Below are 26,610 nucleotides of genomic sequence, written 5' to 3' on the forward strand. Positions count from 1 at the left end.
TATCCCCGTTGGCATTCGTCTCGGTACACGACGCGACAAAGGTATGATCGCCGCCTTGAGACTTCGGATGTCCACACTTGCGAACGCCTTCCGAGGAATCACCGCCCTTGTTGGTGTTAGCATTGGAATCCCCATTCGGGAACTTGTGCGTATGTCCTTTACACGTCCAATACCCGGACGTTCTCTCACACGACTCGCCTTTTGAATTCGTCTCGGTACACGACGCGACAAAGGTATGATCACCGCCTTGAGACTTCGGATGCCCACACTTGCGAACACCTTCCGAGGAATCACCGGCGGGGGTGTCGGTCTCCTTTGGCGGAGACTTCGGAGACGCATCCGAGGCGGTATGTGCCTCATGCGCCGTTTTCGCCGCCGCATTACATGTATAATACGAGTGACCCGCCGCACACGTCTTGGGATGCGACACCGTCGAACCGCAACCCGTCCACGCATTCGCTGGACACAAGACCTTTCTAAAACCTTTCGGTGTGTTCGGATACTGATGACGATGCTTGGATGCTTGGCAGACGTAGTAAGACCCCGGATCACACGCATTGCCATGCACATCTAACGGACAGTCAATACGCCGATGATCGTGTCTCGAACTCGACCCCTTCTCTATCGTGTGAACACCACACGCCGCTAACACCATCTCCTTAGAAGCACCCGTCTGCTTCGGCGTCTTCCCATCATTCTTGTCAGTATTGCTCTCGGATGTCGAAGACGCGTCGGCTTGCGCCTGCTTGGGATCGCTCGGGTATTGATGAACATGCGAGGGATCGGCACACAGGATCATCCGCCCCCCACTGACCGTGCAGGTCTCCCCCTTGTCATTGCGAGGACAGCGCGCCAGACCATGCTCCGACCCCTCAGCGCAGAAATAAAACTGTTCGCTACAAAACTCACAAGACACCCGCAGATGAATCCCTTCTGAACCCACAGCATGACCACATGGCAACGGCGTCGGATTTGAAGCAGAGGAGTCCTTTTCAACGGTGTTTGAGGTGTCTGCCCTTGTTTTGATGTGAGCCGACGCGTTATTGCAGTCCGCACTCGTTTGTCCATTGCAGGAGTAGTACCAGCCGACGCAGTTGCCTGTCCAGAAATTGAAGATGTGCCGAGAGGTGGATTCATCGCATTCTTTCCGATGGGACTCATCCTCCGGGACCCCGTCCCGAGTTGTTTCAAAGAGCGTCCCGCAGCCACCCCGACAGGGCTTTTGATGGACATATGACCCAGGACAGAGATTCGCATAATCTGGCGGGCAGGAATAGTAGGAATACTGCGACGACCCGTTATGCGGAGGCTCTTGACAAAAGATCTTGTGTGAGGTCGTCGCTAATACTTGCGTCTCAAACGGCGTCGAACACGGACCCGCACACAAATACAAATTATTGACAGGCACGGTATCCGGTATGGGATCGGCTTGCACCTGCTCTTCTGGAGACACCTGCTCATTATACGCATCAACAGCATCTTCATAGGTGCCTTGTGCCAACACCAGATCCGCCCAAATCTCATTCGTCGTCCCGCGTTGGGTCTCGATGTTGGTTAACTGCTCTTGCATCGCAGAGGTTAGCAGATTCGACTTCGTGATTGCCTCGACGATCTTCGTGAACTCGACGATCAGCTCCGCAGGACTCGTTGCGGGGGTCAGAGAAACCTCAATAGCGACAAGATTCGCATGCAGCGTCACAAAACTCTCTATCTGCTCATTCAGATGCTCACTGGCTTCATCATGGTCTTCCTTTTTTTCGTTACCAATTTCTTTGCGTCATCCTTCGCCGTCTCAAGTTCCTGGAAGGTTTGGGCATCTGCGATAGAGACTGCAGATAAAAGCAGACCGATCAGCAACACCGATAGAATGCGGCGGGGTATTCTGTTGTTTCTCATCGGTTACTATCCTCCTCTCTGGAAATACGGAGGGCTTCTGAGACACTATACCCTTCATCATGCACCAACTCCCAAACGCGTTTATGGTTGACTTTGACACCTTTAAAATCAAAGTACCGCTGATGCATCGCGTTTATTTCCTTACGTTGTTCAGGGGTAAAGAGACCGACCCAGGGATCCGCAGCGTTGTGAATATTCTCCATGATTGCCGCAGCGATCCGTAACTCACGGGTATGAGACCACCCTTCTTTTGGATCGTAGTGTTCCACGTAGAAGTTAAAGTGATCCATGAACACTTTTTTCGTGGCTTCAAAGTCCCATAAGTTTACCGGCACATTTTCAAACGGGGGTGGGTTCTGCGTCTGGTCTGGGTACTTCTCACGCAACGCCTGATACGCGTCCGAAAAGTCCGGGGTAGGAGGCGGGGAGACCTGCTGCGGATCGGTCTCCCCCGGCAGTGGCGATGGCTCGGAAACTTCCACAGGCGTGTGTGCCTCATGAGGTTCTGCATGCCAGACATCCCCGTGCCAATGTCCGCTCTGAGCAGTCTCGCCGGGCGGGGGCGGTTTCGGGGCGTTCACACGCTCTTGGGTGCGTTGGAAGTCAAGGGTGGCTTGGCGTTTGACGGTGTTCAAATACAATAGACCACTGGCGGCGAAAACCACTGCCAGCACGAGTGCCATGAAAACACGATTCTTGGATAACAGTCGATTAAACATGCGTTTATCTCCTTTTTGGGTTCCGTTGAAGGACGTTGCGAATGTGCAGCCTCAAAACAACTTCAGCAGTAGCCATCCAGCAAGAATGCCGAATCCGAAAAACAGAACAACTACCGCGTAAAACCCCCAGCTCTTTTTTGTATCATCGGGTAGTGATGTCGGATCATCGGGTAACATCGGATCTTCTAACATCGGATCATCAGGTAACATCAGGGTCTCCTTTTCAGTTTATCTCCTTACGGTGTTGAGAAAAATATCGGTGGCAAGGTGTAAGATAACCGTCTCGCCCTCTTTTTCGAGTCTGACAGATTTCGGTTGAACCTCAATGAGCATTAAACCGCCCATCGAATCACCGAGAAACACCTTTCGGTATTCGTCCGTCGCGGTGTCTTGTATCCATGCGGTTGCGGCGACAGGCTCCGCAGGATACACCTGCGTGGCGAGGAGTTTCAAGTGCGCACCTCTGTTCTGCTTCGGGTTCAAGTCCGTGCCGAGAGGGGCGAATAGGTTATTACGGATGATGATTTGGTAAAACTCGCTGTCAAGCGTCTCTGAAAATGCATCACGCTCAACAAAGATACGGCTTTCGAGAGATACTGGTGCTGCCGTGCTTTGTGGCGCGGGAAAACGTTTTCTGGCTTGGGGTTGTGCCTGTAAACAATAGAGACCGAAAAAACAACAGAGGACTAACATAACATACACCCTAAACCGCCAACTTTTGAAACACATAAATGGACTCCTTAGCTGTTAGCCGCGTCCTGACAGAACATCGGTGGACACGCGGGTGAGGGTTCAGGAGCACAGAAGACAGAGGTCCCTGAACAGGACGGACTCGGTATGTGCGTTCGCAACGTGCTGTATCCGAGTGTCAGCACAACGCAGAACAGGAGGAGTGCCAGTCTCCAGTATTTCGTAGCGTCTCGCATGGGGTATGACTCCTTATAGCAAGTGTAATGACGATACCCCGAGACGTAGCGCAGTATACCACGTTTCGGGGATATCGTCAAAAGGTAAAAGTTGCATGCCGGAAAAACGAAGAACCAATTTTTAAAGCGATTCAGAGACGGTTAGGTTTTACGCCAGAATGCTTGACACAAATCTCTGGAAACTGGTAATATAGTTTGTAGTTAAAAGCAGGACAAGGCACAACCTAACAGGTTATACTACAAAGTGGCGTTTAGGTTATACTATGAAAACACAACAACCGAATGTCCTCATTATTACAACCGATCAGCAGCGGACAGATAGCCTCAGCTGCTATGGATCAACGTTCACGGATACACCGCATCTGGACAGGTTCGCATCCGAGGGGGTCTGTTTTGAACGCGCCTATTGTGCGAATCCGGTGTGTACACCTGCCCGCGCCTCACTCTTTTCAGGACGGTATGTGAGTCGTCACGGTGCGTGGAACGTCGGTATGAATGTCCCTGAAGACGAACCGATGCTGTCGCACCGACTCGCTGAAGTCGGGTATCGCACGCATTATATCGGCAAAGCACACTTCCAACCCTTCGGTGCATCGGCTGCACAATCTATCGAAACGTTCCGCGATACGACGCGCTATCCGGCGTTCCAAGGGCCTTACTACGGGTTTGAAACGGTGGAACTGGCACTCGGACATGCGACGTATGGCGTTGCAGGGCATTACGGCGAATGGGTTCGGTCACAAGTTCCCGAAGAGACCTTTGACAGTTATAGCAAAGCGACACGTTTGAGTGAAACAGGCTTTGGTGGCGAGGCGTACGATTGGGATATACCCCTGAAATACCACAATAGCGTCTGGACGGCCGATCGAACAATAGATTTTCTGTCGAATCAGGATACATCTCAACCCTTCTTGTTGGCAGTCGGTTTTCAAGATCCGCATCACCCGCATTGTGTTCCGACCGAGTTTGAAGATCGCGTTGATCCCGTACAGGTCCCGCTGCCTGACTTCGTTGCGGGGGAGTTAGTGGACAAACCGCCGCATTTCTTGGAAGCACGTTGCGGAGAACTCGAACAATCGGAAATTCGTGGAACGTTTGCTATTGCGGGACAGGGAGGCGGTGCGGATTATCGCAAAGTCTCTGAAGACGACGCACGGCTCGGCAGGGCATATTATTACAATATGGTGAAAATTATTGATCAGCAGATGGGACGTATTCTGGAGTGTCTGGATACGTGTGGATTGGCAGAAAATACATTGGTGGTTTTCACAACCGACCACGGCGAACTTCTTGGGGATCATGGTCTCTGGATGAAAGGACCGTTCCATTACGAGCAGCTTATCCGTGTGCCAACATTGCTGCGATTTCCGCAAGCAATACCCGCCCGACAACGCGCACAGGCACTTTTCAGCCACGTTGATATTGTGCCGACAGTCCTCTCTGCAGTCGGCTTGTCGATCCCATCGGATACCGATGGTGTGGACGCTATGCCGATGCTTACGGGAGAAGCGGAATCTGTCCGCGATTCGGTGTTGGTTGAGTGTGTGGATGATCCACGTGGCTTGCGTCTCAAAACGATCGTGACGGATACTCGGAAACTGACGTGGTATTGTGGGCATCCTTACGGTGAGTTATACGATTTGGAAAGCGATCCGGGTGAGCGGGTCAATCAGTGGGATAACGTCGCATACACTGTTGACAAGATGTCTCTGATGAGCCGTATTCTTGAGACGATGGAGCCTTTAGAGAGAAGGGTTGATCGGTTGTCGTATGCGTGAAACTGAGTGACACTGTTTTAAACTTGCTTTTTAAGGAGAAATTGGGTATCATTTAGGTAGGTGAAATTGATTGTATCCCGTCTCGCTTCGACGCTATCACATTTCACACTAAGGAAGTGAGACAAAACATTGGGGGCATCTGCATGGAGCCTACGCTATCCATTGTGATTCCGATTTTCAACGAAGTTGCGAGCCTAAAGGAATTACTGCAACAAGTCGCCGCTGTTGAAGTCGGTATGAAAAAAGAATTGATTCTTGTCGACGACTTTTCAACAGATGGTACACGGACGATTTTAAAGGAAATTGAAGCCGTTCGGGAAGATCCGGACGAGTTACGCAAATACATCACAACACCCCAGATACCTCTACAAGTAAACGCCTCTCCTAATAGCGAGTCTCTTGCGTCTGAGAATTTCCCCGAAAACACATCTGAAATCTCTGCGAGTGTCTTCTATCACGATGTGAATAAGGGCAAAGGGGCAACACTCCGGACTGGATTCCAACACGTCACGGGTGAGGTTACGCTTATCCAAGATGCCGACTTGGAATATGACCCGAACGACTATCCCAAATTACTGCGCCCTATTCTGGACGGTGAAGCCGATGTCGTGTACGGTTCACGGTTCATGGGGGGTAGACAAAAAGGGTTACTCCGAAGTTATCTCGCAAATCAATTTCTCACAACCCTCGCAAACATGGTCAACGGCACGAAACTTACCGATATGGAGACCTGTTATAAGGTGATTCGGACGGCGATTCTCAAGGAGATTTCGCTTAGTTCGGATCGGTTCGGTTTTGAACCTGAAATTACGGCGAAACTCGCGAAACGGAAATGCAGAATCCTTGAGGTGCCTATTGCCTACCGCGGCAGAGACTATCACGAGGGGAAAACGATTGGTTGGAAGGACGGTGTTGCCGCTATCTTCCATATCTTCCGCTTCCGCTTCTTTCCATAGAGAACGAAACATACATCTGAAAAAATATGCAAAGCTTGCAGGATTTGCTTAAAGAGGTAGATGCTATTCTGGATTCGGCAGGGACGCTAGAACCGACAGATGCTATTGCAACGCTTCCTGCATCTCCAACAGATCGGCTCCTGGCGGGACTGCAGACGCATTTCGGCTATACATCTTTCCGTAAAGGGCAACGCGAGATTATTAAAGCGATTTTGGATGGCGAGAATGTGTTCGCTGTGTTTCCGACGGGACACGGCAAGTCGTTGTGTTATCAACTCCCTGCCCTGATACTTGACGGTATAACCGTTGTGATTTCGCCACTCATCTCATTGATGAAAGACCAAGTTGATGGGTTGCGTGAACAAGGTATCGAGGCGGTTTCGCTAATAAACAGCGCGCTGACGTGGGAAGAATACCAGAGCGAGCTGTCGCGTCTGCAGCGCAACGAAATTAAACTGCTCTACATCTCACCGGAGCGTCTCCGAAGTCGGCGATTTTTAGACATTCTCAATGCGTTCCCTATCTCCTTGTTCGTCATTGACGAAGCGCACTGTATTTCGCAGTGGGGACGCGATTTCCGCCCTGCGTACCTGTCGCTGCGCGATACCATTGATGTCCTCCAGCCGCGTGTCATCGCACTTTTCACAGCAACAGCCCCACCGGAGATCCAAGGGGATATTCTCAGTGTCCTCAATATACCCACGCCTCGTATCCTTACGCAAGGGATTGATCGTCCCAATTTGAAGTTGTGTGTTCAACCCAATGAAGATGCGGCTGAAAAGTACCAACATCTCGAAAAATTTCTGACCAACCAGAACGGGCATTCACTGACAGCGAGTCTTGGAAACCTGCGCACTTCCCCGAAAAAAGGGATTATCTATGCTGGACGGCGACGAGAGACTGAAGAAATCGCCGATTTTCTCCAAAGACGCGGGTTCCGAGCGGATTTCTACCATGCCGGACTCGAGCCGCAGGAACGGAGTCATGTGCAAGAGGCGTTTTTTGACGATAGCGAAAACGGATTAGACATTGTTGTCGCTACGAACGCCTTCGGTATGGGGATTGATAAGCCCGATATCCGATACATTATACACTGGACCCTCACTGGCACGCTTGAAGAATACTGTCAAGAGGTTGGTAGGGCAGGCAGAGATGGAAAGGATTCGTTTTGTGTGTTGTTTTTCTGCCATGATGACCGCGGGTTGCATGAGTGGTTTATCAAAGAGAACGCACCCGATAAACCCTTCTTGATTAAGCTCTTAAGAATTATTGAAAGTTTCAGGGGCATCGATAGATACCGTGCTATTGCTAACGAGGAACTGGAATGGATGAGTGGTGCTAAAGCCACAAAGATCCTCGTCTCACTCAGTTATCTCGAAAAACTGGGATTCTTGAAGCGGTGGTATAACGTTCCGTCTCAGCTCTCTGTGAGGTTCCATACATCTTGGATTGAAGGGATGGAACCGGCAGATACCGAGCTACGGTATCTATTCCGCGTCTTGAGGGAAAGCAGGTCCAGAACCATTTTAGAAATATCTGAAGCAGCTGAACTCAGTCCGAAGGCGGTCATGGAACAACTCGCTGAATTGCAAAGCGACGGTTATATTCAATACTGGGGACAGGAGGATTTGCTACTCATTGAGCTCCTCCAAGATAGCGAACTCCTCGGCACACTGACAGATGAGCAGATTGAAGTCGGAGATTATGTCCGTAGAAAACAGAGCCAGATTGATCAGGTCATCGTTTATGCGTTAGAGGCGACTTGTCGAACGCGTGTGATTCGGAACTACTTTGGTGAGGATGTTGCGGAAGATTATCGGTGCGGAACGTGTGATTTGTGTGAGAATAGCGAACCGCGAACCGCGAACCGCGAATAGCGGACAGCCGTTAAGGAAGGTTGCTGAGTGCTTCTGTATAGACCTGTTGGAGCGGGACATTGTTTTCTTCCGCGAGTCGTTTACAATCCTCGTATTCGGGGACGGTCTTAATCAAAGTACCGTTGAGATACCCGCATTTCGCTTGAACCGACCCCCACTGCGTTTCGACTCTTATAAATTCACGCCGTAGTTTAATCCGATCAGCAGAAGAGAATCTGACGCCAAAAGTCGTGGTTTCTGTGAGGAGAAGTTCAACGAGTTTGTCGCGCCGTGCGGTTGGACAGAGGACAGTAATCTGTGTTGCGGGTCTGCCCTTCTTCATGAAGGTGGGTGTGAGAAAGACATCAAGGGCACCGTTTGCAAAGAGTTGTGTCGTGACATAACCTGTAATTTCGGGGGACATATCATCTACATTGGTTTCGATGATGTCAACGCTATCGGTTTCGGTGGGGTGGTGTGTCGTTTGTGATTCGCTGTCGGACGTTTTTTCGCCGAGGCAGAGGCGAAGGAGATTTGGACGTTGTTCAAGGTCGCGCGTCCCAGCACCGTATCCGACGCGGTCCAACCGCATCTGTGGCATGACACCGAATTCCTGCGAGAGTGTTGTGATAAGGGCTGCACCCGTCGGCGTAACCAATTCCTTCGGAATATCGGTTTGTTGTATCGGGATGCCTTGTAAGAGTTCCATTGTGCCCGGGACAGGGACAGGCATGAGACCGTGTGCGCATCGGACGAAACCTCTGCCGAGAGATAACGGCGATGCGTAAACGGCATCTACTTCGAGATGTGCTAAACCGATAACTGACCCAACGATATCCACAATTGAATCGATCCCACTGACTTCGTGGAGGTGAACGTTTGCTTTAGTGGTATTGTGAACCTTTGCCTCCGCTTCAGCGAGCCTATCAAAGACACGTTTTGCTGTGTCTCGGACCTCCGCATCTAAATCGCTGTCGTCCAGCAATTTGAAGATATCAGAGAGGTGGCGGCTCGGTCCATGGTCGTGGTGGTGATGGTGTCCATGGGTGTGTTCATGTGCGTGAGGCGTATGGGTATGGTCAGCGTGTGCCGGGTGCACTTGGACGATTGCTCGAGTGCCGGTGATACCGTGTTTCACAGCTTTTTCAAAGTGCAAGCTGAACTCAGCGTCAAGTTTAAGGGTTGCCAGTGCGGTTGTGAGTGCGTCGGGCGGCACCCCGGCATCAACAAGGGCACCAAGTGTCATGTCGCCGCTAATGCCGGAGAAGCAGTCAAAATAGGCGATTTTCACGTGGGTACCCCCTTCCACTATTTTTAGGCATCCTGAAGCAACTGTTGCAGCAAAGTTTTGGAGTCGTGGCGTTTGAGTTTTCCAATCGCTTCGGCTTCTATCTGTCGGACGCGTTCCCTACTGATTCGGAGTTTGTTTCCGATGTCTGCGAGTGTGTACTCCGTGCCGTCCATTAAACCGTATCGCAGAATAATCACTTGCGTCTCACGTGGATTTAGTTTCCGATTCAGGACTTCAGTGATGACCTCCACTTTGGCGTAGTCGAGTAGGTAGTTTTCCGGTGTAATCTGTGACTGATCCGGAATGAGTTCAGAGAAGGACCCATCAGGAGAGTCTTCGTTAATCGGTGCGTCAAGCGGAACGGGATCTCTGGTGGCGTTGAAGATTTCCAAGACCTTTTTCTCTGTAAGTTCAACGGCGTTAGCGATTTCCCGTGTGGTCGGTTCCCGCCCGAGTTCTGCTGTGAGATCGGATTGCGCCTGCTTGATGGCACGACGTGCTTCACCGATATAGCAAGGGACCCGAATCATTTGTCCCTGTTGGTCAAGTGCACGTTTGATGGACTGCATAATCCACCAAGTTGCGTAGGTGCTAAACCGGAAGCGGAGCGTGTGGTCGAATTTATCGACCGCTCGCATCAATCCGAGACTCCCTTCCTGCATCAAGTCGAGGAAGGTTAGAGATGTTTTGCTAAAGTGGTGTTGTTTGGCGATGCTCGCAACGAGTCGGAGGTTTGCTTCTACAATTTTGAGTTTCGTGCCGTGTGTGACCTGATCCGCTGCTTCCAATTGGCTCAACAACCACTCGACCTGTCCAAATTCACGCTGTACATCCTCAAGAATGAACAGAAGGGTGCGTGGGTTCCAAGCCGCTGTGCGCTCTGGTGCCATAGGAGCAGGCAGTGTCTCTAAGAGCGTTGTAATCTCGTGGCAGATAACATCCAATTCTTGAAACATCTCTGTCTCTTGTTCAGTGTCGATCGGAATTGCGTCCATAAAACGGAGGTCCCGCGCCAAGGGTGCTTCTGCGGACAGTGGCGTTTTGCTTTGTTCTGATGATTCTACTGTCTCTCCGTTAAAAGTGCGAATGCTGTTGCGAATCGTTTTACGAGCGTACGTTCGGAATTTGGAACCGCGTTTTGTGTTGCTGTTATCAATAGCTTTCAAGAGTCCAAGGCTGCCTACCTGTATCAATTCGGGCGGCGATGTCGCGTCAACATATTTTTTAAGGAGATGTAGGTTGCCTTCAAAGATTTTCCATCGTATCTGCTTGAGCAAGTTCGCTTTCGCTTCTAATTTTTCCAATAAGACCCCGAATGCTTGAATTTCGGCGCGGAGCTGGTCTATGATTAATCCGTGTTCTGGTTGTGCGGGTTCAAGTTTGTGTTTACCATCGGAGGCGAGGTTCTCCGTAGCGTCCAATGACGCGAGTATCCACTCTGGAAATTGGTTTAGCACAGTGGTGAACATGTGCAGACCCTCTTGGTATTTTTCAAAGAGGGCGGTCTCTTGTTTAGGATTAAGCAGAGGGGTCTTGGCTATCTTTTGTAGATAGGCAAAGGTTTCGTCCCTTGGTGATTCTGGGCTTTCGTCCTTCTCTTCTTCGTCCTCAAAGAATTCTGCTTCGACCGGGTATACCGGGTAATAGTTTTTCATGGTCTCACCTCGCTGTGGTCTCGACTTGGTGATCGAGGTATTTGGTCAATATAGTGGAAATTATCAAAAAAAGTTTAACTTTTTGTTCTGTATATGCTATGCTATTAAGCATAACCTATTCGTGTATTTTCATTAATAGAAATATTGGCTTGCAAGCAGCCCTAAAATGCCCTATAACGATTGGAGGCGGTTAATGGCTCAACTTACGCAAAATGAGATAGTTAAAAGATGTCAAGCCGGTGAATCACTTTCTGGCGAAAATCTTGCAAACCTTGACTTAACGAACCAACCGCTCGCGGGTATTGATTTGTCGGAAGCGAATCTGAGCGGTGCCGATCTACAAAACGCGGATTTAACAGATGCGAATTTAAACGATGCCAACCTCACGGGTGCGAATCTTTCTGGGGCAACTTTACAACGTACCTATCTTGTCGGTTCTGATTTAACGGATGCCAGTTTTGAGGAAGCTAACCTACGGGGTGCATTCCTTAGCGGCAGCCTGTTGTGTGGCACGAACTTCCGACGTGCGGATTTGCGGCGTGCTACCCTCGGTTGTCCAAGATGCGAAATGCCGGGACCCTTCGGTTCGCTCACCAGTTTTGAGAACGCTAATCTCGGAGAGGCGATTTTCGGTGAAATCAAGTTGAAAGGCATTATTTTGCTCGGTGCTAATTTCAAAGATGCCTATCTCTATGAGGTGGACCTCTCCGAAGCCGTTTATCGCGAAACCGATCTTGAAGGGGCTATCACGAAAAAAGGTAGAAATTAGTTTTTTACTGAGAGACGCTGAATCGGATTCCGCGCGTTTTTCTAATATATGTGACGTTGACAGAGGGTAAGAGGTTTATCTAAATTTCATTTTTTTTGTTTGGGATTAAATCTACTGAAACTGCATATCGCAGAGTTTTCGATACAGTCCACCCTTTGTTAATAATGTTTCATGTGTCCCCGTTTCCAGAATCTCGCCATCCTTAATAACGAGAATTTTATCGGATCGGACAACGGTTGAGAGCCGATGCGCGATGATGAAGCTCGTTCTACCCTCCATCAGGTTTGCTAAGGACTCCTGAATGAGTGCCTCCGACTGTGTGTCCAAAGAAGAGGTCGCCTCATCTAAGACGAGGATGGGTGCGTCTTTCAGGATCGCACGTGCGATAGATAAACGCTGCTGTTCACCACCGGAAAGTTTCATACCCGCCTCCCCTGTTAGGGTTGCGTAACCTTCTGGAGTTCTTGTGATAAAATCGTGTGCATTTGCGCGCTTCGCTGCTGCAATAATCGCTTCATCCGTAGCACCCGGACATCCGTAGCCGATATTTTCCAAGATAGTGCCATCGAAGAGGAAGGTATCCTGTGGAACGAGTGCGATATTTTGTCGCAACGCTGCCAGATTTACTTCATTAATTGGGATACCGTCAATCAGAATCCTTCCAGAGTTCGCCTCATAGAAACGTAAGAGAAGATTGAGAAGCGTTGTTTTTCCACTGCCGCTGGGTCCGACAAGCGCGACAACTTCCCCGGGTTTCGCCTCGAAGGTTACATTTTTAATGACGGATCTCGCTGTTGAAGGCTGCATATACGAGAAGGAGACATTCTCGAATGTAACGGCACCGCGGACGTTTGGCAGTTTGATACCGTTCTCCATTTTTTTCGTAGCAGGGCTCTGTGTAGCACTTCTGTCCTGCGTCTCGGGTCCGAAGTCGAGGAGATAAAAAATCCGTTCTGCAGAGGCGAGGCACTGCTGTAAAGCAGCGTTGACGCTGCCAATCGTCTTTATTGGCTTAAACATGAGACCTACCATAGCGATGTATCCGATGAACCATCCGATAGAGAGTTGTCCGATAATTACCTGCCAGCAGCCCAACCCGAAAACAGTAGCGATGCCGACTGCGCTTAACCATTCAATAATGGGTGGGAGGAGAGCTGCGAAGCGGGCGCGCCGCATCGCTGAACGGTATTGGCTTTGGGTGATAGACTGAAAACGTTCGGTTTCTGCTTGTTCCGCGGTGAAGCTTTTAATAATCTTAATGCCGAAGAGAGTTTCTTTGAGCTGCGAATAGATGTCTGCACTCTGTTGCTGTATCTCTGTACTGGCAGTTCGGATTCTTGCGCCGATAGCAGCGATGAGATAGGCGAGAAGTGGAAGGACGAGCAAGACAAATAGGGTGAGTTTGAAACTTTTGATTAACATGACAGAGAGGAAGAGCGGGACAAGAACAGTCGCGCGTATGATATTTGCCATCGCCGCAACGAGCGTCTGCCAGACCCGTACATCGTCGGTGATACGCGTCATGAGATCGCCAGAGCGTTCTTCTCGTAGAACGCCTAAGGGAGCAGATACGGTTCGCTGGTAAAGCGCGTTTCGTAACCGAAAAGCGAGTTTATGCCCGACCCGCGCCATCACGTAATCGTTACTGTAAACGAAAAAACCTTTGATGAAAACAAGCACAAGCACACCACCGAGCAACCAGAGGAAGACTTTAAGCGCATCACCGGCGTTTGCCAACGATATTTCAAAACCGTCGAAAGCGAGCATCCCTTCACGTTGGAATTGGAAATAGCGGATAGATATCGGTTCGTCAAATGCGTTGCCATCAACGACTTTAAGGGCATTGACGGTATCAGCAAAGATTTGGATAGCCCCTAAGTCGCAGACAGCAACGACCAAGGCGCACGCCATTGCTAAGAGAATGGAACCGGTGTAGGGGGTATGATACCGCGCGAAGCGGGCAAAGGTCTGGTTTTTGGTAGAAGATTTTTTGTCCATAGTCTCTGCGAATGCCATCTGTGCATTCGCTTTTCGGCATGCACGTCATTTGCGTTGATAGGCACCGAATTGGATGACACAAGCGTGCTTCGCAGCATCGCCCACCTTTGAAGCGGGACAACGGATGCTGAATTCTCGTTTTTGAAAGTCAACAGCTTCAATCATTCCGATGGCATCAGTGTTGCCGGATGTCTTACTGACGAGTCCAACCAAGCGGCGTTCAAAGTAAGCGTGGACTTCTGCTGTAACACGGGTCAGACTTAGATAGTTTTTGATGTGGTTGATGATGGCTTTGGAAAGGGATCCTGCTGTAATGAGACATAAGGCGCGGTTGCCCCATTCGGCGTAGTGAACCTGCGTTTCAGCGAGTCGAGAAAGGATTTCTAATTCTTTCTCATTTGCAGGCCGTCCGATGAAAAAGGGAGTCCGTTCCCCGCGGATTTGTTCAAAAGGTATCTGTTGCACGCGACTCTGAGAAAAATAGGCATCAAATCGGGCTTTTCGGTAACGGCTGCGGGTGTTACTACTTTTGGATCGGACGCTACGGTGTGGAGAGAGATAGTGAACGTTGATCCACGCTTGCTGATTATAGCACGCCGTTATCTGCTCCAATTCGGTAGCACGACCGATGCCGACCAAATGATGCGGTCTAACGAGTTCGATTTTATGCTGCTTGAGAGAGACAGCGGGTGGGTCGTGAATATAACCCGTCGTGTCAACAACAATAAAATCGGCTTCGGTTTCACGCGCCCTGTCTACCATCAAACGTGTGCCTGTTAAGGTTTCAAGATAGCATGGACGCGGGGACAGATCGCCGACGAAGTAGAGTTGATCGGCAGTACCGTCAAATTGGACGGGGACTATCTCCGGCGTAAAAAATTTCATTCCGATTGTTGTGGGAGGTCCTATTTGGGATTGCCCGACATCAGCATCCACGAGGGCGGTCTTTAAGCCTTGTGTGAGGGCAGAATCAACCAAAAAATGGCAGAAAGTTGATTTTCCGGTATCGGTTGCACCTATTACAAGTACAATCTGTTGTGGGACGATAATACGGGTCGCAAGTTTTTGCCAGTCTTGGTTAACTTGATATGTGCCGTCCATTTTTCTACTTCGGGTTCTTCGCCATGATTTGACCGAGAGCGCCAGCGAAGGTAGGCGTTTAGTCGCCGAGACTCATCTGATAGCGGAATGTGACACCGGGCAGACTGAACATCTCATCTAAAATGGGTGTCTGTTGAACACCGAGGAGTTGTTCAAGCAGCGATGTCTTTTTCTCCTTTCGCACGACCTTCGGTTTGCCGTCGATGTTTGCTAATTCTCCGGCGAGTTCGATTGCCTCCGGGAGGTTACCGAGCCGATCTAAGAGTTTGAGGTCGAGTGCCTGCTGTCCAGAAAAAATTCTTCCATCTGCGAGTTCAGCAATTTCAGAACGGCTCAAGAGGCTTTTCCGTGCCTCAAAGATTGTATCCACAAATTGATTGTAGACGTTATCGACAGTGGCTTGGAGAACCGCTTGCTCTTCCTCCGTCAGCGTGCGGAAAGGTGAGCCTGTATCTTTAAATTCGCCGCTTTTAATGACTTGATGCTCTAATCCGATTTTGTCGTATAAGTCTTTCATCCGTGTGAACTGCATGATGACACCGATGCTACCGGTCAATGTGCCGGGATTCGCCATAATTGTGTCGGCGGCGCATGCGACGTAGTAGCCACCCGACGCGGCGGTTCCACCCATTGAAGCCACGATCGGTTTTTCTATCTTCTGTAATTCGCTATAGATTTCTTGGACTGGGGCGACACTACCACCGGGTGTGTCAATACGAATCACAATCGCCTTGATACTCGAATCGTCGCGGTAGGTGTGAATGAGTTTAATCGTCGCATCTGATTTTGTGATAATGCCTGTAATGTCTATCACTGCGACCTTTTGTCCAATAGATGTCCCACCGCTCATTGATCGCAAGATCAAAATCAAGAAAAATAGGGCAACGATGATGCCGAGAACAATAAAAACACGTCTCTTTTTCATTTTTTTTATAGTTTTCAGTTGTCAGCCATTAGCAGTCAGTAGCTCGCTACATTTTTAGGAGTTCTCTTGCAAGCGGTCAAGTGCTGCGCGAAGCTCTGCGACTTCCATCTCTGCCGCCTCAGCGCGTGCGTCCGCCTGTCTACGTGCAATGGCTTCCTGCTCAGCGCGTGCTGCCTCCTGTTCAGCGCGTGCTGTCTCCTGCTCAGCGCGTGCGTCCGCTGCCGCTTCAGGGGTCAATAGCCAGTCGCCTTTCTCTGGGTCATAAAGCCGTAAATCACTGAGGCGCAGGTGAAAGTCTAAACCAAGCACTGCGGAATGCAAACTGCCATCTGTCGCCGCTGCAATCGGTTGATAAACCCCGTCCACTAAGGTAAACCCCATCAGGGGGGTCGGTAGATATAAACCCTCTATATCACACAAGAAATAGTCAGCAATCCCTAAGTGCGCGTAAAGCTGCATCTTCCCGCCTAAGTCGTTCTGATATGTGCTTTCACTCGCCAACTCCATCACGAAATCGGGAGGTTTACCCTCCTGCCAGACGAGGTAGGTCCGCCGCGCCTTCTGACCGATGCCGAAAGAGACGAGAACATCAGGGGCTACAGATTTCCGAGGGTCCCCCTGCACATAATACATCAATAGGTCTCCCGAGACGTATACCTCTGGTCTGTGCGTAAAAAAGTGTTCAAGTGTTCGTAGTATCTGTGTCAGGACGCGTCTATGCTCATCGCTAACTGCCATAGGTTTCCCATCCGTATCAGGATAAAGTTGGCTGTCTTGAGTGGGTGCAGAACCGAGTCGCTCCCCATTGTGTATCGTCATGGTATCCTCCCTAATATATACTATGGTAGATCTTAGAATTAATTGGACACTCTGCACTGTCTTGGAAACCGCACCTACCGGGCCTGGGACGAAAGTGTGTATTTATTTTTAGGATCCACCATATATAGGACTTACACACATTCGCAAATTACCCCTTTAAATCAACGGTATGAATACCGTATGGCATTCCCCGCCCCCCGCAAGCAAGGGGAAATTTATCGGTTTTAGGACAATTGCGTAAGTCCTGTAATGATTACTTTGCGATGAGTACCCAAAAGGTTTTCAGGAGCCACCCTATATCGGAGGTGATGCTCTGTGTCGTAAGGTAGTGGATATCCAAGTCAAGTTTCTTCGGCATTAGTTCGGTGATGTAGTAGTGTTCTGCGTTCGGTTGCCCTTTGAGTTTTTCCGCCTCATCACGGTTTGCGAGTTGCGACGGTCCCGTCATTCCAGGTTTTACCTGCAACACTTGCCGCTGCGTCTCTGTGTAGTATTTGACGTAAACAGGAGCCTCCGGACGGGGGCCGATGAGGCTCATCTCGCCTTTTATCACGTTGATTAGGTTGGGAAGTTCATCGAGTTTTGTCCATCTCAAGAAGCTGCCGATGCGTGTAACGCGCGTATCTTTGTAAGTTGTCAAACTTCCGCCAATGCTGTCAGCATTAGCCACCATCGTTCTAAATTTGTACATTTCAAAGAGGGTTCCGCCTCTGCCGACCCGCGTTGCTTTGTAAAAAATAGTGCCCTTTGATTGCAGTTTTGCGAGGATAGCTCCGATGAGAAGAAGTGGCGACAAAAGCAGGAGTCCAGTCGTGGCAAGTAGGAGGTCAAACGTCCGTTTTGTCCAATCGCGTTTGAGTTCTATTTCCAATTGGCTGTCAGGAACTATCGACTGTCGGTTAACTGCCGCAGGCTGACGGCTAACTGCTGATGGCTGACGGCTATTAAAACGCTTGGTATGGGGCATGTACCGACCCTACCTTGCCGGATTAGCGACGGTTTGCGCTGGCGGTTTTCCTTTCCGTCGGGAACTGGATAATCTCAGAAGTGCTATCGGTATCGTCTTCTGTGAGGAATGCGCGGTTCGGCTGATATGTTGGCACGAGTTCTTGGAATTTGGAGACAATTCCTTCGGCATCTAATGCGTCTGCGAGCTGCGAGAGTTCCCCAATCTGAGAGAGGAGTTGTTTTTCCGCAATCTGTTCGAGTTGTGCGACGAAAATGCGTTGGTGCTTTGTTGCGGTAACGCCTTCTTGAGGGGTCAAGAGTTCCTCGTACAATTTTTCGCCGGGTTCTAACCCCGTGAATGCGATTTTGATGTCCCGATCCACCTCAAGCCCAGAAAGGCGGATAAGGTCTTCCGCAAGGTCGAGAATCTTAATAGGTTCTCCCATATCTAACATCAGAATTTCACCCCCATTTCCCATAGCACCCGCTTGAATGAGGAGCTGCACGGCTTCTGGGATCGTCATGAAGTAGCGTGTCGCCTCGCGGTGTGTAACCGTGACGGGTCCACCTTTGGCAATCTGACGTTTGAAGTTGGGGAGTACGCTGGCACGGCTTCCGATAACGTTTCCGAAACGGACGGCGATGAACCGGGTGCCGTTCTGTTTTGCTTTACACTGAATCAACTTTTCCGTCACGCGTTTCGAGGCACCGTAGACGCTCGTGGGGTTTACGGCTTTGTCAGATGAGACGAGAATGAACGCTTCAACTTCGTGTTTAATTGCGGCGTCTATTAAGTTTTGCGTGCCGAGGATGTTATTTTTCACGGCTTCGTCAGGGTGATTCTCCATGAATTTGACGTGCTTGTGGGCGGCGGCATGGAAAATGATATGCGGACGGTATTTGCGCGTAATTTGTGCGACTTTTGCGTTGTCGCGAATATCGCCGATAATCACCGCACGGTTGAGTTTCGGCTCGAACTCTTGGAGTTCTATGTCGGTATGGTAGAGACTGTTTTCACCACGTCCAAAAAGGATAAGGAGTTCAGGATTGAGTTGTGCGACCTGACGGCACAGTTCGGACCCGATGGATCCGCCTGCGCCTGTTACCATGACGCGTTTGCCAGAGAGATATTTCGAGACTTCGGCGATGTCCATTTGTGAGGTAGACCGGTTCAGGAGATCCTCATATCGGACCTCTCGAATTTGGCTGACACTTGCGCGTCCGTCAAGAATGGCATGGATATTGGGGACAATTTTGAATTGACAGCCGCGGTATTCGCATTGTCGAATAATATCACGAATTTTTCCGCCGGGCGCGGACGGGATCGCGATGACAACTTCGCCAATCTCACGTTTGCGAGCGATATAGGTGAGGTCTCGGGTTGTGCCGAGCACTTCAAGCCCTGCGACGCTTCGACCGACCTTTTGTGGCGCATCGTCAATAAATCCAATGGGTACATAGCCTTTCTGCGGGTGGTTTCTGAGTGCCCGCAGCACGCCAATGCCAGTCTCACCTGCGCCGACAATAAGCACCTTCGTTGGCGGTTTTCGGGCAGGGAGGTGCGCGATTGTGCCCTCTTTGTTCTTGGTTGACGCTTGCGGTTGGGTGTTCGGGTCAGCTGTCGAACGGTTCTCCTGAAGGATTTGGGCGGAGAATTTGGTGAATCCGATAAGCGCGAAGTTATAGAGTCCGTCGATTAAAAAGAGGACCCACGCAATTTTCGTTAGTATGGAAAGCCCAATGAGTAGAACAGTTGCGAGTGTAATTGCAGTCGTTAAGGTGCGAAATTCCTTGACAGACGCGTGTTGCCACATCGGTTTATAGAGATTAAAGCCTAACAACAGACCGATGCGGATTATCGTAACGACGGCAGCGATACCGAGAAAATGCTGATAGGGTGATATGTCTGCGCTCTGCAACAGCGTGGAGAACGGTATAGGCTGTTTTAAGAGGTCAAAACCGAATTGCTTGCTGGTCAGGTAAGCGAATAGAAATGCGAGGTTTACGAGAACTGTGTCAATGAGAATTGTAGAACTCCATTTTATTTTCGATTTATCCATATTCCCTCCTCAATAGGTTGTCAGTCTTTTAGGCGATTGACCTAATTGCTGATGGCGGATTGCTATTTTCGCTGAATCTGTGTGTAGACCTGCTTTAGACGTTCCCCGATAGCGTCCCAACTATAGTCGGTTTCGACGCGGGTTCTGGCGGTTTGCGCAATGTTTTCTCGTAAGTGTTGGTTATCCAGCAGATGAATGACCTGCTCGGCAAAAGCGGTCGGTGTATCTGCGACGAGTAGTTCCTTACCGACATCTGCCTGTAAGCCCATTGCGCCGACAGCAGTTGTGACGACAGGGACTCCCATCGCCATGGCTTCCAAGTTTTTGGTTTGTATCCCCGATCCGGCGCGTAAAGGCGCGACAAAAACGGACGCTTCTTCAAAATAGGGACGGACATCTGGCACGTAACCCGTAACGACGACCCCGTCTTGTGTCTCCAACCGCCGCACCTGTTCCGATGGATGGTTCCCAACAATATAAAAGCGCGCTTTGGGGTACCGTTCCCGAACGTGCGGAAAAATTTCGTTGCAAAAATAGGTTGCAGCGTCGGCGTTTGGAAAATAGTTCATTGTTCCTGTAAAGAGCAGTCGCGGCGACCCAGAAGATTGCACATCGGTTTTTAGAGATGGTCGGAAATACCCGAGATCGACTCCCATCGGAACGATCGCTAAATTGAGGCTATTATCCTGCTTCAGCAAGTAGTCGCGGTCGAAATGTGCGACGACAGTGCCGCAGTCAAAAGCCTTCATAATATCAATTTCATAACGCCTGACCCGTTTTTCCTCCAATTTTACCAGAAACCGTTTTGGAATACAATCTAAATTTGCGCGTCGATTGAGATTGAGTGCTAAGGAGTCACACAAGTCTAACACTTTCGCGGTACCTTGTATCTCCGTTACATATTGTCCCATTCGGAAGAGTTGCGCGTGAATCAGTTCAAAGTGTTCTTCTGCCAGGAGTTGGTTGACCTTCCGTTGCATTTGCGGGGCGTACCAGTAGTGGAGTTGGAGTGGTCGCCGTGATAAACAGTGAAGCCCTGTATTCATATATGCGAAAGAACGATGGAAACGCACCCACTCTACACGTTCACAAAAAGGTTGCAGATGTTTTGCCGATTCAATATCGCTTTCGGATTCAGCAAAGTAAACGAGCGTTATCGCATGTTGTTTCGACAGCTGCTTGATAAAGTGGTATGACCGAATCCGGTCGCCTCGGTGTGGTGGATACGGGCACCGAAGGCTTAAAAATAGAATTTTCATTTTTTTAACGATTAAATCTGAGCTGTGCTCCATTACATTTCGCACAGGTTTTCGGTTAAGTCGAGAGCCTGTTTTAGGTGTGGAAAGGTTGCTGACTTACCAGAAACCATTGTGAAACATAGTGGAACAATGCCCGGAAGCAAATAGTTAAAAAGGTTCCTCTGGCATTTCCGCTTCATCAATTAACATGACTGGGATGCCGTCCCGAATCGGATAGCGTCGTTTACACTCATCGAGACATACGAGTTTTTGTTCTTCTTCGATGTATTCTATCTCACCTTTACATGCCGGACACGCCAAGATGTCAAGTAACGTTTTAGAGAGCGTATGTGGGTTTTCAGCCTTCAAATTTTTCAACGGTTGCTCCTGGGCGGCGTTTCCGTTGTCAACGCCGATCTAAAATTGATAAAAAATCTTGCTTTAGGTGATGAACGGTCTTTTAACAATTGGAAAACTGCAAGGACAACGGACGCAGCAGCTCAGATTTAATCGTTAAAAAAATGTTAGCCGCCGTGGCATCGCTTGTATTTCTTTCCGCTCCCACACGGACAAGGCGCGTTTCTGCCGACCTTTGGCACATTCCCCATTGCTTGTTGTGAAGCGAATCCTGCATCCTCACTGGCTGCAGCGGCAGGACTGCGTTGTGACCGCCTGCGTTGCGGTCTACGGGAACCGCTTGTCCGCCGACTTGGTGCCCGACGCGGTGCTTCGGTGTTGACGCGGGATTTAAAGATGAATTCGCTGACCTCTTCCTCAATATGTTGATACATGCTTTCAAAGACAGTGAGTGCCTCGTTTTTGAAGACGACAATCGGGTCTTTGCCACCGTAACCCGCACCGAACCGGATACCCTCTTCGATGTAATCGATGTTGTAGAGGTGATCCTTCCAGTGGTCGTCGATTCTATCGAGCAGGAGTAAGCGTTCGAGGACGCGCATCATCTCGGATCCCATTTCTGCTTCGCGTTCTTCATAGGCGGCGCGCAGTGCTTCGAGTGCTTGTTCTTGCGCCTCCTCTGGACTTGCCTGCGCTAAAGACGTTTTCCATGTCGGTGTAATCGGGAAGGTATTCGTCAGCCACTGCTCGAACCTGTCCGGATTCTCAAGGGTGTTTCCTTTTTCCGGTATATTGTCGTCGATTGCGTCAGCGACGACTCTCTCAATCATCCCCCAAATTGTAGTCTTAAGGCTTCCTTGGACTTTTGTGTCCCCAGTCGTTTTAAGGTCGGCAAGTGCTGCGAGACCGCTGTCTTCAAATGCGGTCTCGTCCTCAGGCAATTCTACCGAATCTGTGCCGGAAGCGAGAACGGTATCGCGCAAGGTGTAGATGGTATCGCGTTGTGAATCCATGACATCATCAAATTTGAGGAGATTTTTACGGATTTCAAAGTGCATCTGCTCAACGCGGGTTTGTGCTTTCTCAATGGATTTGGTGACCCATGGGTGTTCGAGGGGTACATCTTCGTCCATTCCGACGCGAGTCATTAACCCTTGTAAACGTTCGGATCCGAATTTCCGCATCAATTCATCTTCAAGCGAGAGATAGAATCGCGAGGATCCGGGGTCGCCTTGTCTACCCGAGCGTCCACGGAGCTGGTTGTCGATACGGCGGGATTCGTGCCGTTCCGTTCCGACGATGTGGAGTCCACCGGCGGCTAAGACTTTTTCTCGATTTTCGTTGCAAACCGCTTCGGCTTCTACGAGTGCGGTCTGGTATTCTTCGGATTCCGGTGTGAAGGCGTCTATTTTAACTTTCTGTTTGCGGAGCATTTCGGTCGCTAAGCCTTCGGGGTTCCCGCCGAGGAGAATGTCCACACCCCTACCCGCCATATTGGTAGCGATTGTCACGGCACCCGGGACACCGGCTTGTGCGATAATATCTGCCTCGTGTGCGTGCTCTTTAGCGTTCAAGACCTGATGTCGGATATTCCGATGTTTGGTTCTGAGCATTTTGCTCAATTTCTCGGAATTTTCGATTGAGACTGTACCGACGAGGATAGGTCTCCCTTTTTCGTGTTGTTCGACGATGTCGCTTAGGACGGCTTTATATTTCGCTTCTTCGGTTTTATAGATTTGATCGGAGTTGTCCATCCGGATCATCGGTTCGTTTGTCGGGATGACGGCGACTTCTAATCCATAGATGTGTGCGAACTCGTTCGCCTCTGTCGCGGCGGTTCCCGTCATACCTGCGAGTTTATCGTACATACGGAAGTAGTTTTGGTAGGTAATCTTGGCACCGGTTTGGTTTTCCTGAAGGATTCTGACGCGTTCTTTGGCTTCAATCGCTTGGTGTAGCCCTTCACTGAGCCGTCTACCAACTTGCTTCCGTCCCGTGAATTCATCAACGAGGAGGACTTCTCCGTTTTCGACGAGATAATCGACATCGCGTTTGTAGAGGTGCTGTGCGGTGAGTGCCTGATTCACGTGATGTACCATAGCGATATTGGTATGTTCATAGAGGTTGTCTACGCCGAGGCGGCGTTCCACTTCTTCAACGCCTTCGTCGGTAAGGGTGGCGCTACCGCGTGATTTCCCCTGTTGGTCGATTTGGAAGTGTTCATCTTTACGAAGGTGAATGACGACGTTGTTGATTTGCTTATAGAGATCGGCGGGTTTACCAGAGGGTTCAGAGATGATGAGTGGTGTCCGTGCTTCGTCGATGAGGATACTATCTACTTCGTCAAGGATGGCATAGACATGCCCGCGTTGCACCTTGGCATCAAAAGAGAGTGCTTTGTTATCCCAGAGGTAATCGAATCCGAATTCGCTGTGAACGCCGTAGGTAATATCTGCTTTGTATCCAAGCCGTTTCTGCTCGTGCGGCATCTGGCTGAGTGTCAGTCCGACGGAGAGTCCGAGGAAGTTATAAATCTTCCCCATCCATTCTGCGTCGCGTCGCGCGAGGTAATCGTTAACGGTTGCGAGATGCACACCTTTTCCGGTCAAGGCGTTCAGATAGACGGCGAGGGTTGAGGTAAGGGTCTTACCTTCCCCTGTTCGCATCTCTGCGATATTTCCTTGATGGAGCGCAGTGCCGCCCATAATTTGGACATCGTAGTGCCGCTGCTTCAGAGCCCGAATTGCCCCTTCTCGGACGACAGCGAATGCGTCTGGTAAAAGTTCATCAAGCGATTCACCCGCATCTAACCGTTGACGAAACGCTGGTGTTTTGGATTGAAGTTGTGCGTCCGTCAGTTTTTGCATTGCGGGTTCGCGTTGGTTGACGGCTTCAACGATGGAGCGAAACTTTCTGACATCTCGGTCTTCTTTGCTACCAAAGACTTTGGTTATCACTTTTTGGAACATTTTTTTACTATTGCTCCTGGGATATATCTCTAAGTCACGATCGACTTGGTGTTTGTGCCTCGTTCGTCTCTGTTAATTCGGAGTCGGGTGGTACTAACAAATTCTGTCCATCTAATTTTTTACGGAGTATCGTATAAATCACCGTATTTCCGGCAGAAGCGATTGAAAATAGGTGTGCGACAACGAGTGCGGCACCCATGAGTATTGTGATTGTCAAAAAAATGGCGGTCACTGTTGTGGTGAAAGCCGCTGCTCCCTGTGCGCCACTGCCAATCTCGAAGACACCGAGCGTGTTGATATAGGGAAGTGCCGTTACCTTTTCGATAGCACCACTGAGCCATCCGTTTGCATGGCTCATAAAAGCCTTCATCTCTTCGGCGTGCAGGAAGCGGACCGGGAACAGCACGATCGAAAACCCGTAGAGACAGAAAAACGCCCAGATGGGGACGAAGATGAGTTTGATAAGAAACAAGAGTGTTTCATAACACACAATGTGCCACGGTTTGTTCCAAACGATAGCGAATTGCTGATAGATTGTTTCAAATGCATCGGCACCCGTCGTAGCGACAACGGCTGGTACAAAGAGCAGACTTACGCCGAAGACTACCGTTATCAATGCTATCAGCACACCGAGAAAAAAGCCGATCGGCATGAACAGGGAGGTGAGCATGAGGAACGGTTTACCGATTATCGGCAGCTTACCGAGCCCTGCAATGCTAAAGGGTATCAGCGCGAGAAATATTAGGATGAGGAGTAAGCTAACGAACGCCCCCAAAACGGATTTCCAGTGCGTTTTGAGGAACGTTACAGCGTCTCCTACGGAAAAGAAAAAGTCTCCACGAAGTTGTTCAACGGTTATTTTTGAAACTACCGTGCTTGCGAGAAAAAAGATGCACGCGAAACTTATCGTGCCTATCCACATCGCGATTTCAGTTATCTGTGTGAGTTCTGCATCACCGAAAGGGGGTACGGGTAGAAGTCCATACTGGTTCCAAAAATCTTGTGCAGCGGTACCGCCGACGGTGAGGAGACTCAGATATACCAAGATTTCATAAATCAGATAGGCGAGTACGAGTCCAATGAGATGAACGGAAATCTTTCGTCCACTGAATCCGTAGCGGATAACTTGGAAAATATCCCTGAAATCGAAATAGCACTTTTCCATGAAAGGGTTCTTCTGTTTTTCTACTCACTTTAGTATATAATGATACTACAATTTACGGGATTCTGTCAAATGTTATTTTGGCGGTCAGCGGTCAGCAGTCAGCGGTCAGAATTTGGTTATCGGTTGTGGGTTGGCGGAACTATGACGTTGGCAGTAATGGGGAGTGTGAGTGTCCGTTGGTTGGGGAATGCTACGGTGAGGAGCGATGCGAAGCGTCCTATGTCTTTCAAGGGACCGAGTTGAAGGGCAATCATGGAGCGGTCGGGTGTCGTTTCCCACGTTAGTTTCGGATGGTTTGATGGCAGGAGACGAATGTCGGTTGTATTGAGTAGGGCATTGACGGTGAGTGTGATGGTCTTTTGATGCGTTGTTTCGGGCAGTATGTCCCCAAACTCGCAGACATCAGGGGTAAGTGTGGCGAACCGTTTCGCGGCGGCGGTGATTGTCAAGGGGACAACAGGTGTTTTGGAACTGTCTGTGAAGATGGTCGCCGTTGCCAAGGTCTCTTCAGCAGGTAAGATTTCTGGGGTGATGGTTATGTGAAACATCGCTTCTCTATCTGGTGGGATGGTCGCTGGCCCTGTGATTTCGGCGTAACTGCATCCTGTCCGTACGTCTTGGATGTGGAGTGTATTTTTGCTTGTGTTTCGTGCTGTTATGAATTGTGTTACGGGTCCTTCCCACTCTGGGAGGGTACCGAAGTTGATATGGTGCTGTGCAAGGACGAGTTCAGGAGAGGGGTTCTGTGGGTTGTTGATGAGGACGGCAATCAGTCCAGAGATTAGGAGCAGAGGGATGATGATAGTTGTGAGGATTGTGCGTTTGGACATGGTTTGATTTTGGCAATGTTGATTTCCTACACCACACTAATCTTCCTTACTGATTTAGTTCCTCAATATTTACTTCAGTCTTAATCCATGATTCCCACTCATAAAGTTTAGCATACCTTGAAATAGCTTCTTTGGCAACCTTAATCCGCCCGTCCATGAGCTCTCTATTCACATCAGCATAATACCTAACGACTATTTGGATAGTTTCTCCGTCTTTTAAGCCTCTATAATACAACATGAATCTATCGGATGAAAGATCGTCGTACTGGAAAAGGGTATTTAACATAACCGAGAGCCATTCCAAACGGGTTGGTGTGTATATCTGCAATCCTTGTGCTTTCTCTGACATTTTCA

24 protein-coding genes are annotated in these 26,610 nt (G+C 49.6%); 4 read left to right on the top strand and 20 right to left on the bottom strand.

The annotated features are described in order from the left end of the window. The 6 genes from OXN25_21205 to OXN25_21230 all read right to left on the bottom strand — a co-directional run. Positions 1-1,699: hypothetical protein (locus OXN25_21205; GenBank protein ID MDE0427381.1), on the bottom strand; the 1,699-nt coding region annotated here is incomplete at its 3' end. Positions 1,700-1,719: 20 nt separating this feature from the next. After that, positions 1,720-1,896, bottom strand: coding sequence for a hypothetical protein (locus tag OXN25_21210; protein MDE0427382.1), 177 nt, complete (start codon positions 1,894-1,896; stop codon positions 1,720-1,722). Then, a complete protein-coding gene (locus OXN25_21215; protein ID MDE0427383.1) occupies positions 1,893-2,615 on the bottom strand; it encodes a hypothetical protein in 723 nt (240 codons plus the stop codon). Before OXN25_21215 ends, OXN25_21210 begins: the two co-directional genes overlap by 4 nt. Positions 2,616-2,666: 51 nt before the next feature. Continuing rightward, complete coding sequence (locus tag OXN25_21220) at positions 2,667-2,825, bottom strand: hypothetical protein (protein MDE0427384.1); 159 nt, start codon at positions 2,823-2,825, stop codon at positions 2,667-2,669. Between the two features lie 18 nt (positions 2,826-2,843). Next, a complete protein-coding gene (locus tag OXN25_21225) occupies positions 2,844-3,344 on the bottom strand; it encodes a hypothetical protein (GenBank protein ID MDE0427385.1) in 501 nt (166 codons plus the stop codon). A gap of 11 nt (positions 3,345-3,355) precedes the next feature. Then, the gene (locus OXN25_21230; protein ID MDE0427386.1) at positions 3,356-3,541 is read right to left on the bottom strand and encodes a hypothetical protein; all 186 of its coding nucleotides are present in this window, start codon (positions 3,539-3,541) and stop codon (positions 3,356-3,358) included. A gap of 263 nt (positions 3,542-3,804) precedes the next feature. Between OXN25_21230 and OXN25_21235 the strand changes: the two genes are divergently transcribed. From OXN25_21235 to OXN25_21245, 3 genes are all read left to right on the top strand, one after another. After that, positions 3,805-5,319, top strand: a complete 1,515-nt coding sequence (locus tag OXN25_21235; GenBank protein ID MDE0427387.1) for a sulfatase-like hydrolase/transferase — start codon at positions 3,805-3,807, stop codon at positions 5,317-5,319. Between the two features lie 143 nt (positions 5,320-5,462). Further along, positions 5,463-6,275, top strand: a complete 813-nt coding sequence (locus OXN25_21240) for a glycosyltransferase family 2 protein (protein MDE0427388.1) — start codon at positions 5,463-5,465, stop codon at positions 6,273-6,275. Between the two features lie 26 nt (positions 6,276-6,301). Next, the gene (locus tag OXN25_21245; GenBank protein ID MDE0427389.1) at positions 6,302-8,152 is read left to right on the top strand and encodes a RecQ family ATP-dependent DNA helicase; all 1,851 of its coding nucleotides are present in this window, start codon (positions 6,302-6,304) and stop codon (positions 8,150-8,152) included. Positions 8,153-8,162: 10 nt separating this feature from the next. Here OXN25_21245 and larC read toward each other — a convergent pair whose 3' ends face one another. Both larC and OXN25_21255 read right to left on the bottom strand, forming a co-directional pair. After that, a complete protein-coding gene (gene larC, locus OXN25_21250; GenBank protein ID MDE0427390.1) occupies positions 8,163-9,422 on the bottom strand; it encodes a nickel pincer cofactor biosynthesis protein LarC in 1,260 nt (419 codons plus the stop codon). A gap of 23 nt (positions 9,423-9,445) precedes the next feature. Continuing rightward, entirely contained in the window at positions 9,446-11,077 is a 1,632-nt protein-coding gene (locus OXN25_21255; GenBank protein ID MDE0427391.1) for a sigma-70 family RNA polymerase sigma factor, read from the bottom strand. 193 nt (positions 11,078-11,270) lie between these two features. On the opposite strand from OXN25_21255, the gene OXN25_21260 reads away from it, so the two are divergent. Continuing rightward, positions 11,271-11,846, top strand: coding sequence for a pentapeptide repeat-containing protein (locus OXN25_21260; GenBank protein ID MDE0427392.1), 576 nt, complete (start codon positions 11,271-11,273; stop codon positions 11,844-11,846). A 111-nt stretch (positions 11,847-11,957) separates the two neighbouring features. Here the strand turns inward: OXN25_21260 and OXN25_21265 are convergent, their stop codons facing one another. The 12 genes from OXN25_21265 to OXN25_21320 form a co-directional block, all read right to left on the bottom strand. Beyond that, positions 11,958-13,844, bottom strand: coding sequence for an ABC transporter ATP-binding protein (locus tag OXN25_21265; GenBank protein MDE0427393.1), 1,887 nt, complete (start codon positions 13,842-13,844; stop codon positions 11,958-11,960). Between the two features lie 45 nt (positions 13,845-13,889). Next, positions 13,890-14,945 carry a Clp1/GlmU family protein gene (locus OXN25_21270; GenBank protein ID MDE0427394.1) on the bottom strand — a complete coding sequence of 352 codons (1,056 nt, stop codon included), beginning with the start codon at positions 14,943-14,945 and terminating at the stop codon, positions 13,890-13,892. A gap of 58 nt (positions 14,946-15,003) precedes the next feature. After that, a complete protein-coding gene (sppA, locus tag OXN25_21275; GenBank protein ID MDE0427395.1) occupies positions 15,004-15,870 on the bottom strand; it encodes a signal peptide peptidase SppA in 867 nt (288 codons plus the stop codon). A 54-nt stretch (positions 15,871-15,924) separates the two neighbouring features. Beyond that, positions 15,925-16,689 carry a Uma2 family endonuclease gene (locus tag OXN25_21280; protein ID MDE0427396.1) on the bottom strand — a complete coding sequence of 255 codons (765 nt, stop codon included), beginning with the start codon at positions 16,687-16,689 and terminating at the stop codon, positions 15,925-15,927. A 253-nt stretch (positions 16,690-16,942) separates the two neighbouring features. Further along, positions 16,943-17,656, bottom strand: a complete 714-nt coding sequence (locus OXN25_21285; GenBank protein MDE0427397.1) for a sugar transferase — start codon at positions 17,654-17,656, stop codon at positions 16,943-16,945. Positions 17,657-17,678: 22 nt separating this feature from the next. Beyond that, a complete protein-coding gene (locus OXN25_21290) occupies positions 17,679-19,697 on the bottom strand; it encodes a nucleoside-diphosphate sugar epimerase/dehydratase (GenBank protein ID MDE0427398.1) in 2,019 nt (672 codons plus the stop codon). 62 nt (positions 19,698-19,759) lie between these two features. Further along, complete coding sequence (locus OXN25_21295; protein MDE0427399.1) at positions 19,760-20,956, bottom strand: TIGR03087 family PEP-CTERM/XrtA system glycosyltransferase; 1,197 nt, start codon at positions 20,954-20,956, stop codon at positions 19,760-19,762. A 147-nt stretch (positions 20,957-21,103) separates the two neighbouring features. Then, a complete protein-coding gene (locus tag OXN25_21300; protein MDE0427400.1) occupies positions 21,104-21,313 on the bottom strand; it encodes a Trm112 family protein in 210 nt (69 codons plus the stop codon). Between the two features lie 146 nt (positions 21,314-21,459). Further along, positions 21,460-24,261, bottom strand: a complete 2,802-nt coding sequence (gene secA / locus OXN25_21305) for a preprotein translocase subunit SecA (protein ID MDE0427401.1) — start codon at positions 24,259-24,261, stop codon at positions 21,460-21,462. Positions 24,262-24,295: 34 nt separating this feature from the next. Next, positions 24,296-25,426: a hypothetical protein gene (locus tag OXN25_21310; GenBank protein ID MDE0427402.1), complete on the bottom strand. Its 1,131-nt coding sequence runs from the start codon at positions 25,424-25,426 to the stop codon at positions 24,296-24,298. Between the two features lie 116 nt (positions 25,427-25,542). Further along, positions 25,543-26,256 carry a DUF1573 domain-containing protein gene (locus OXN25_21315; GenBank protein ID MDE0427403.1) on the bottom strand — a complete coding sequence of 238 codons (714 nt, stop codon included), beginning with the start codon at positions 26,254-26,256 and terminating at the stop codon, positions 25,543-25,545. A 46-nt stretch (positions 26,257-26,302) separates the two neighbouring features. After that, on the bottom strand, positions 26,303-26,605 hold the full coding sequence (locus OXN25_21320) for a hypothetical protein (GenBank protein MDE0427404.1): 303 nt from the start codon (positions 26,603-26,605) through the stop codon (positions 26,303-26,305). Positions 26,606-26,610: the final 5 nt, after the last annotated feature.

It is taken from the genome of Candidatus Poribacteria bacterium (assembly GCA_028820845.1).
Taxonomy (GTDB): domain Bacteria; phylum Poribacteria; class WGA-4E; order WGA-4E; family WGA-3G; genus WGA-3G.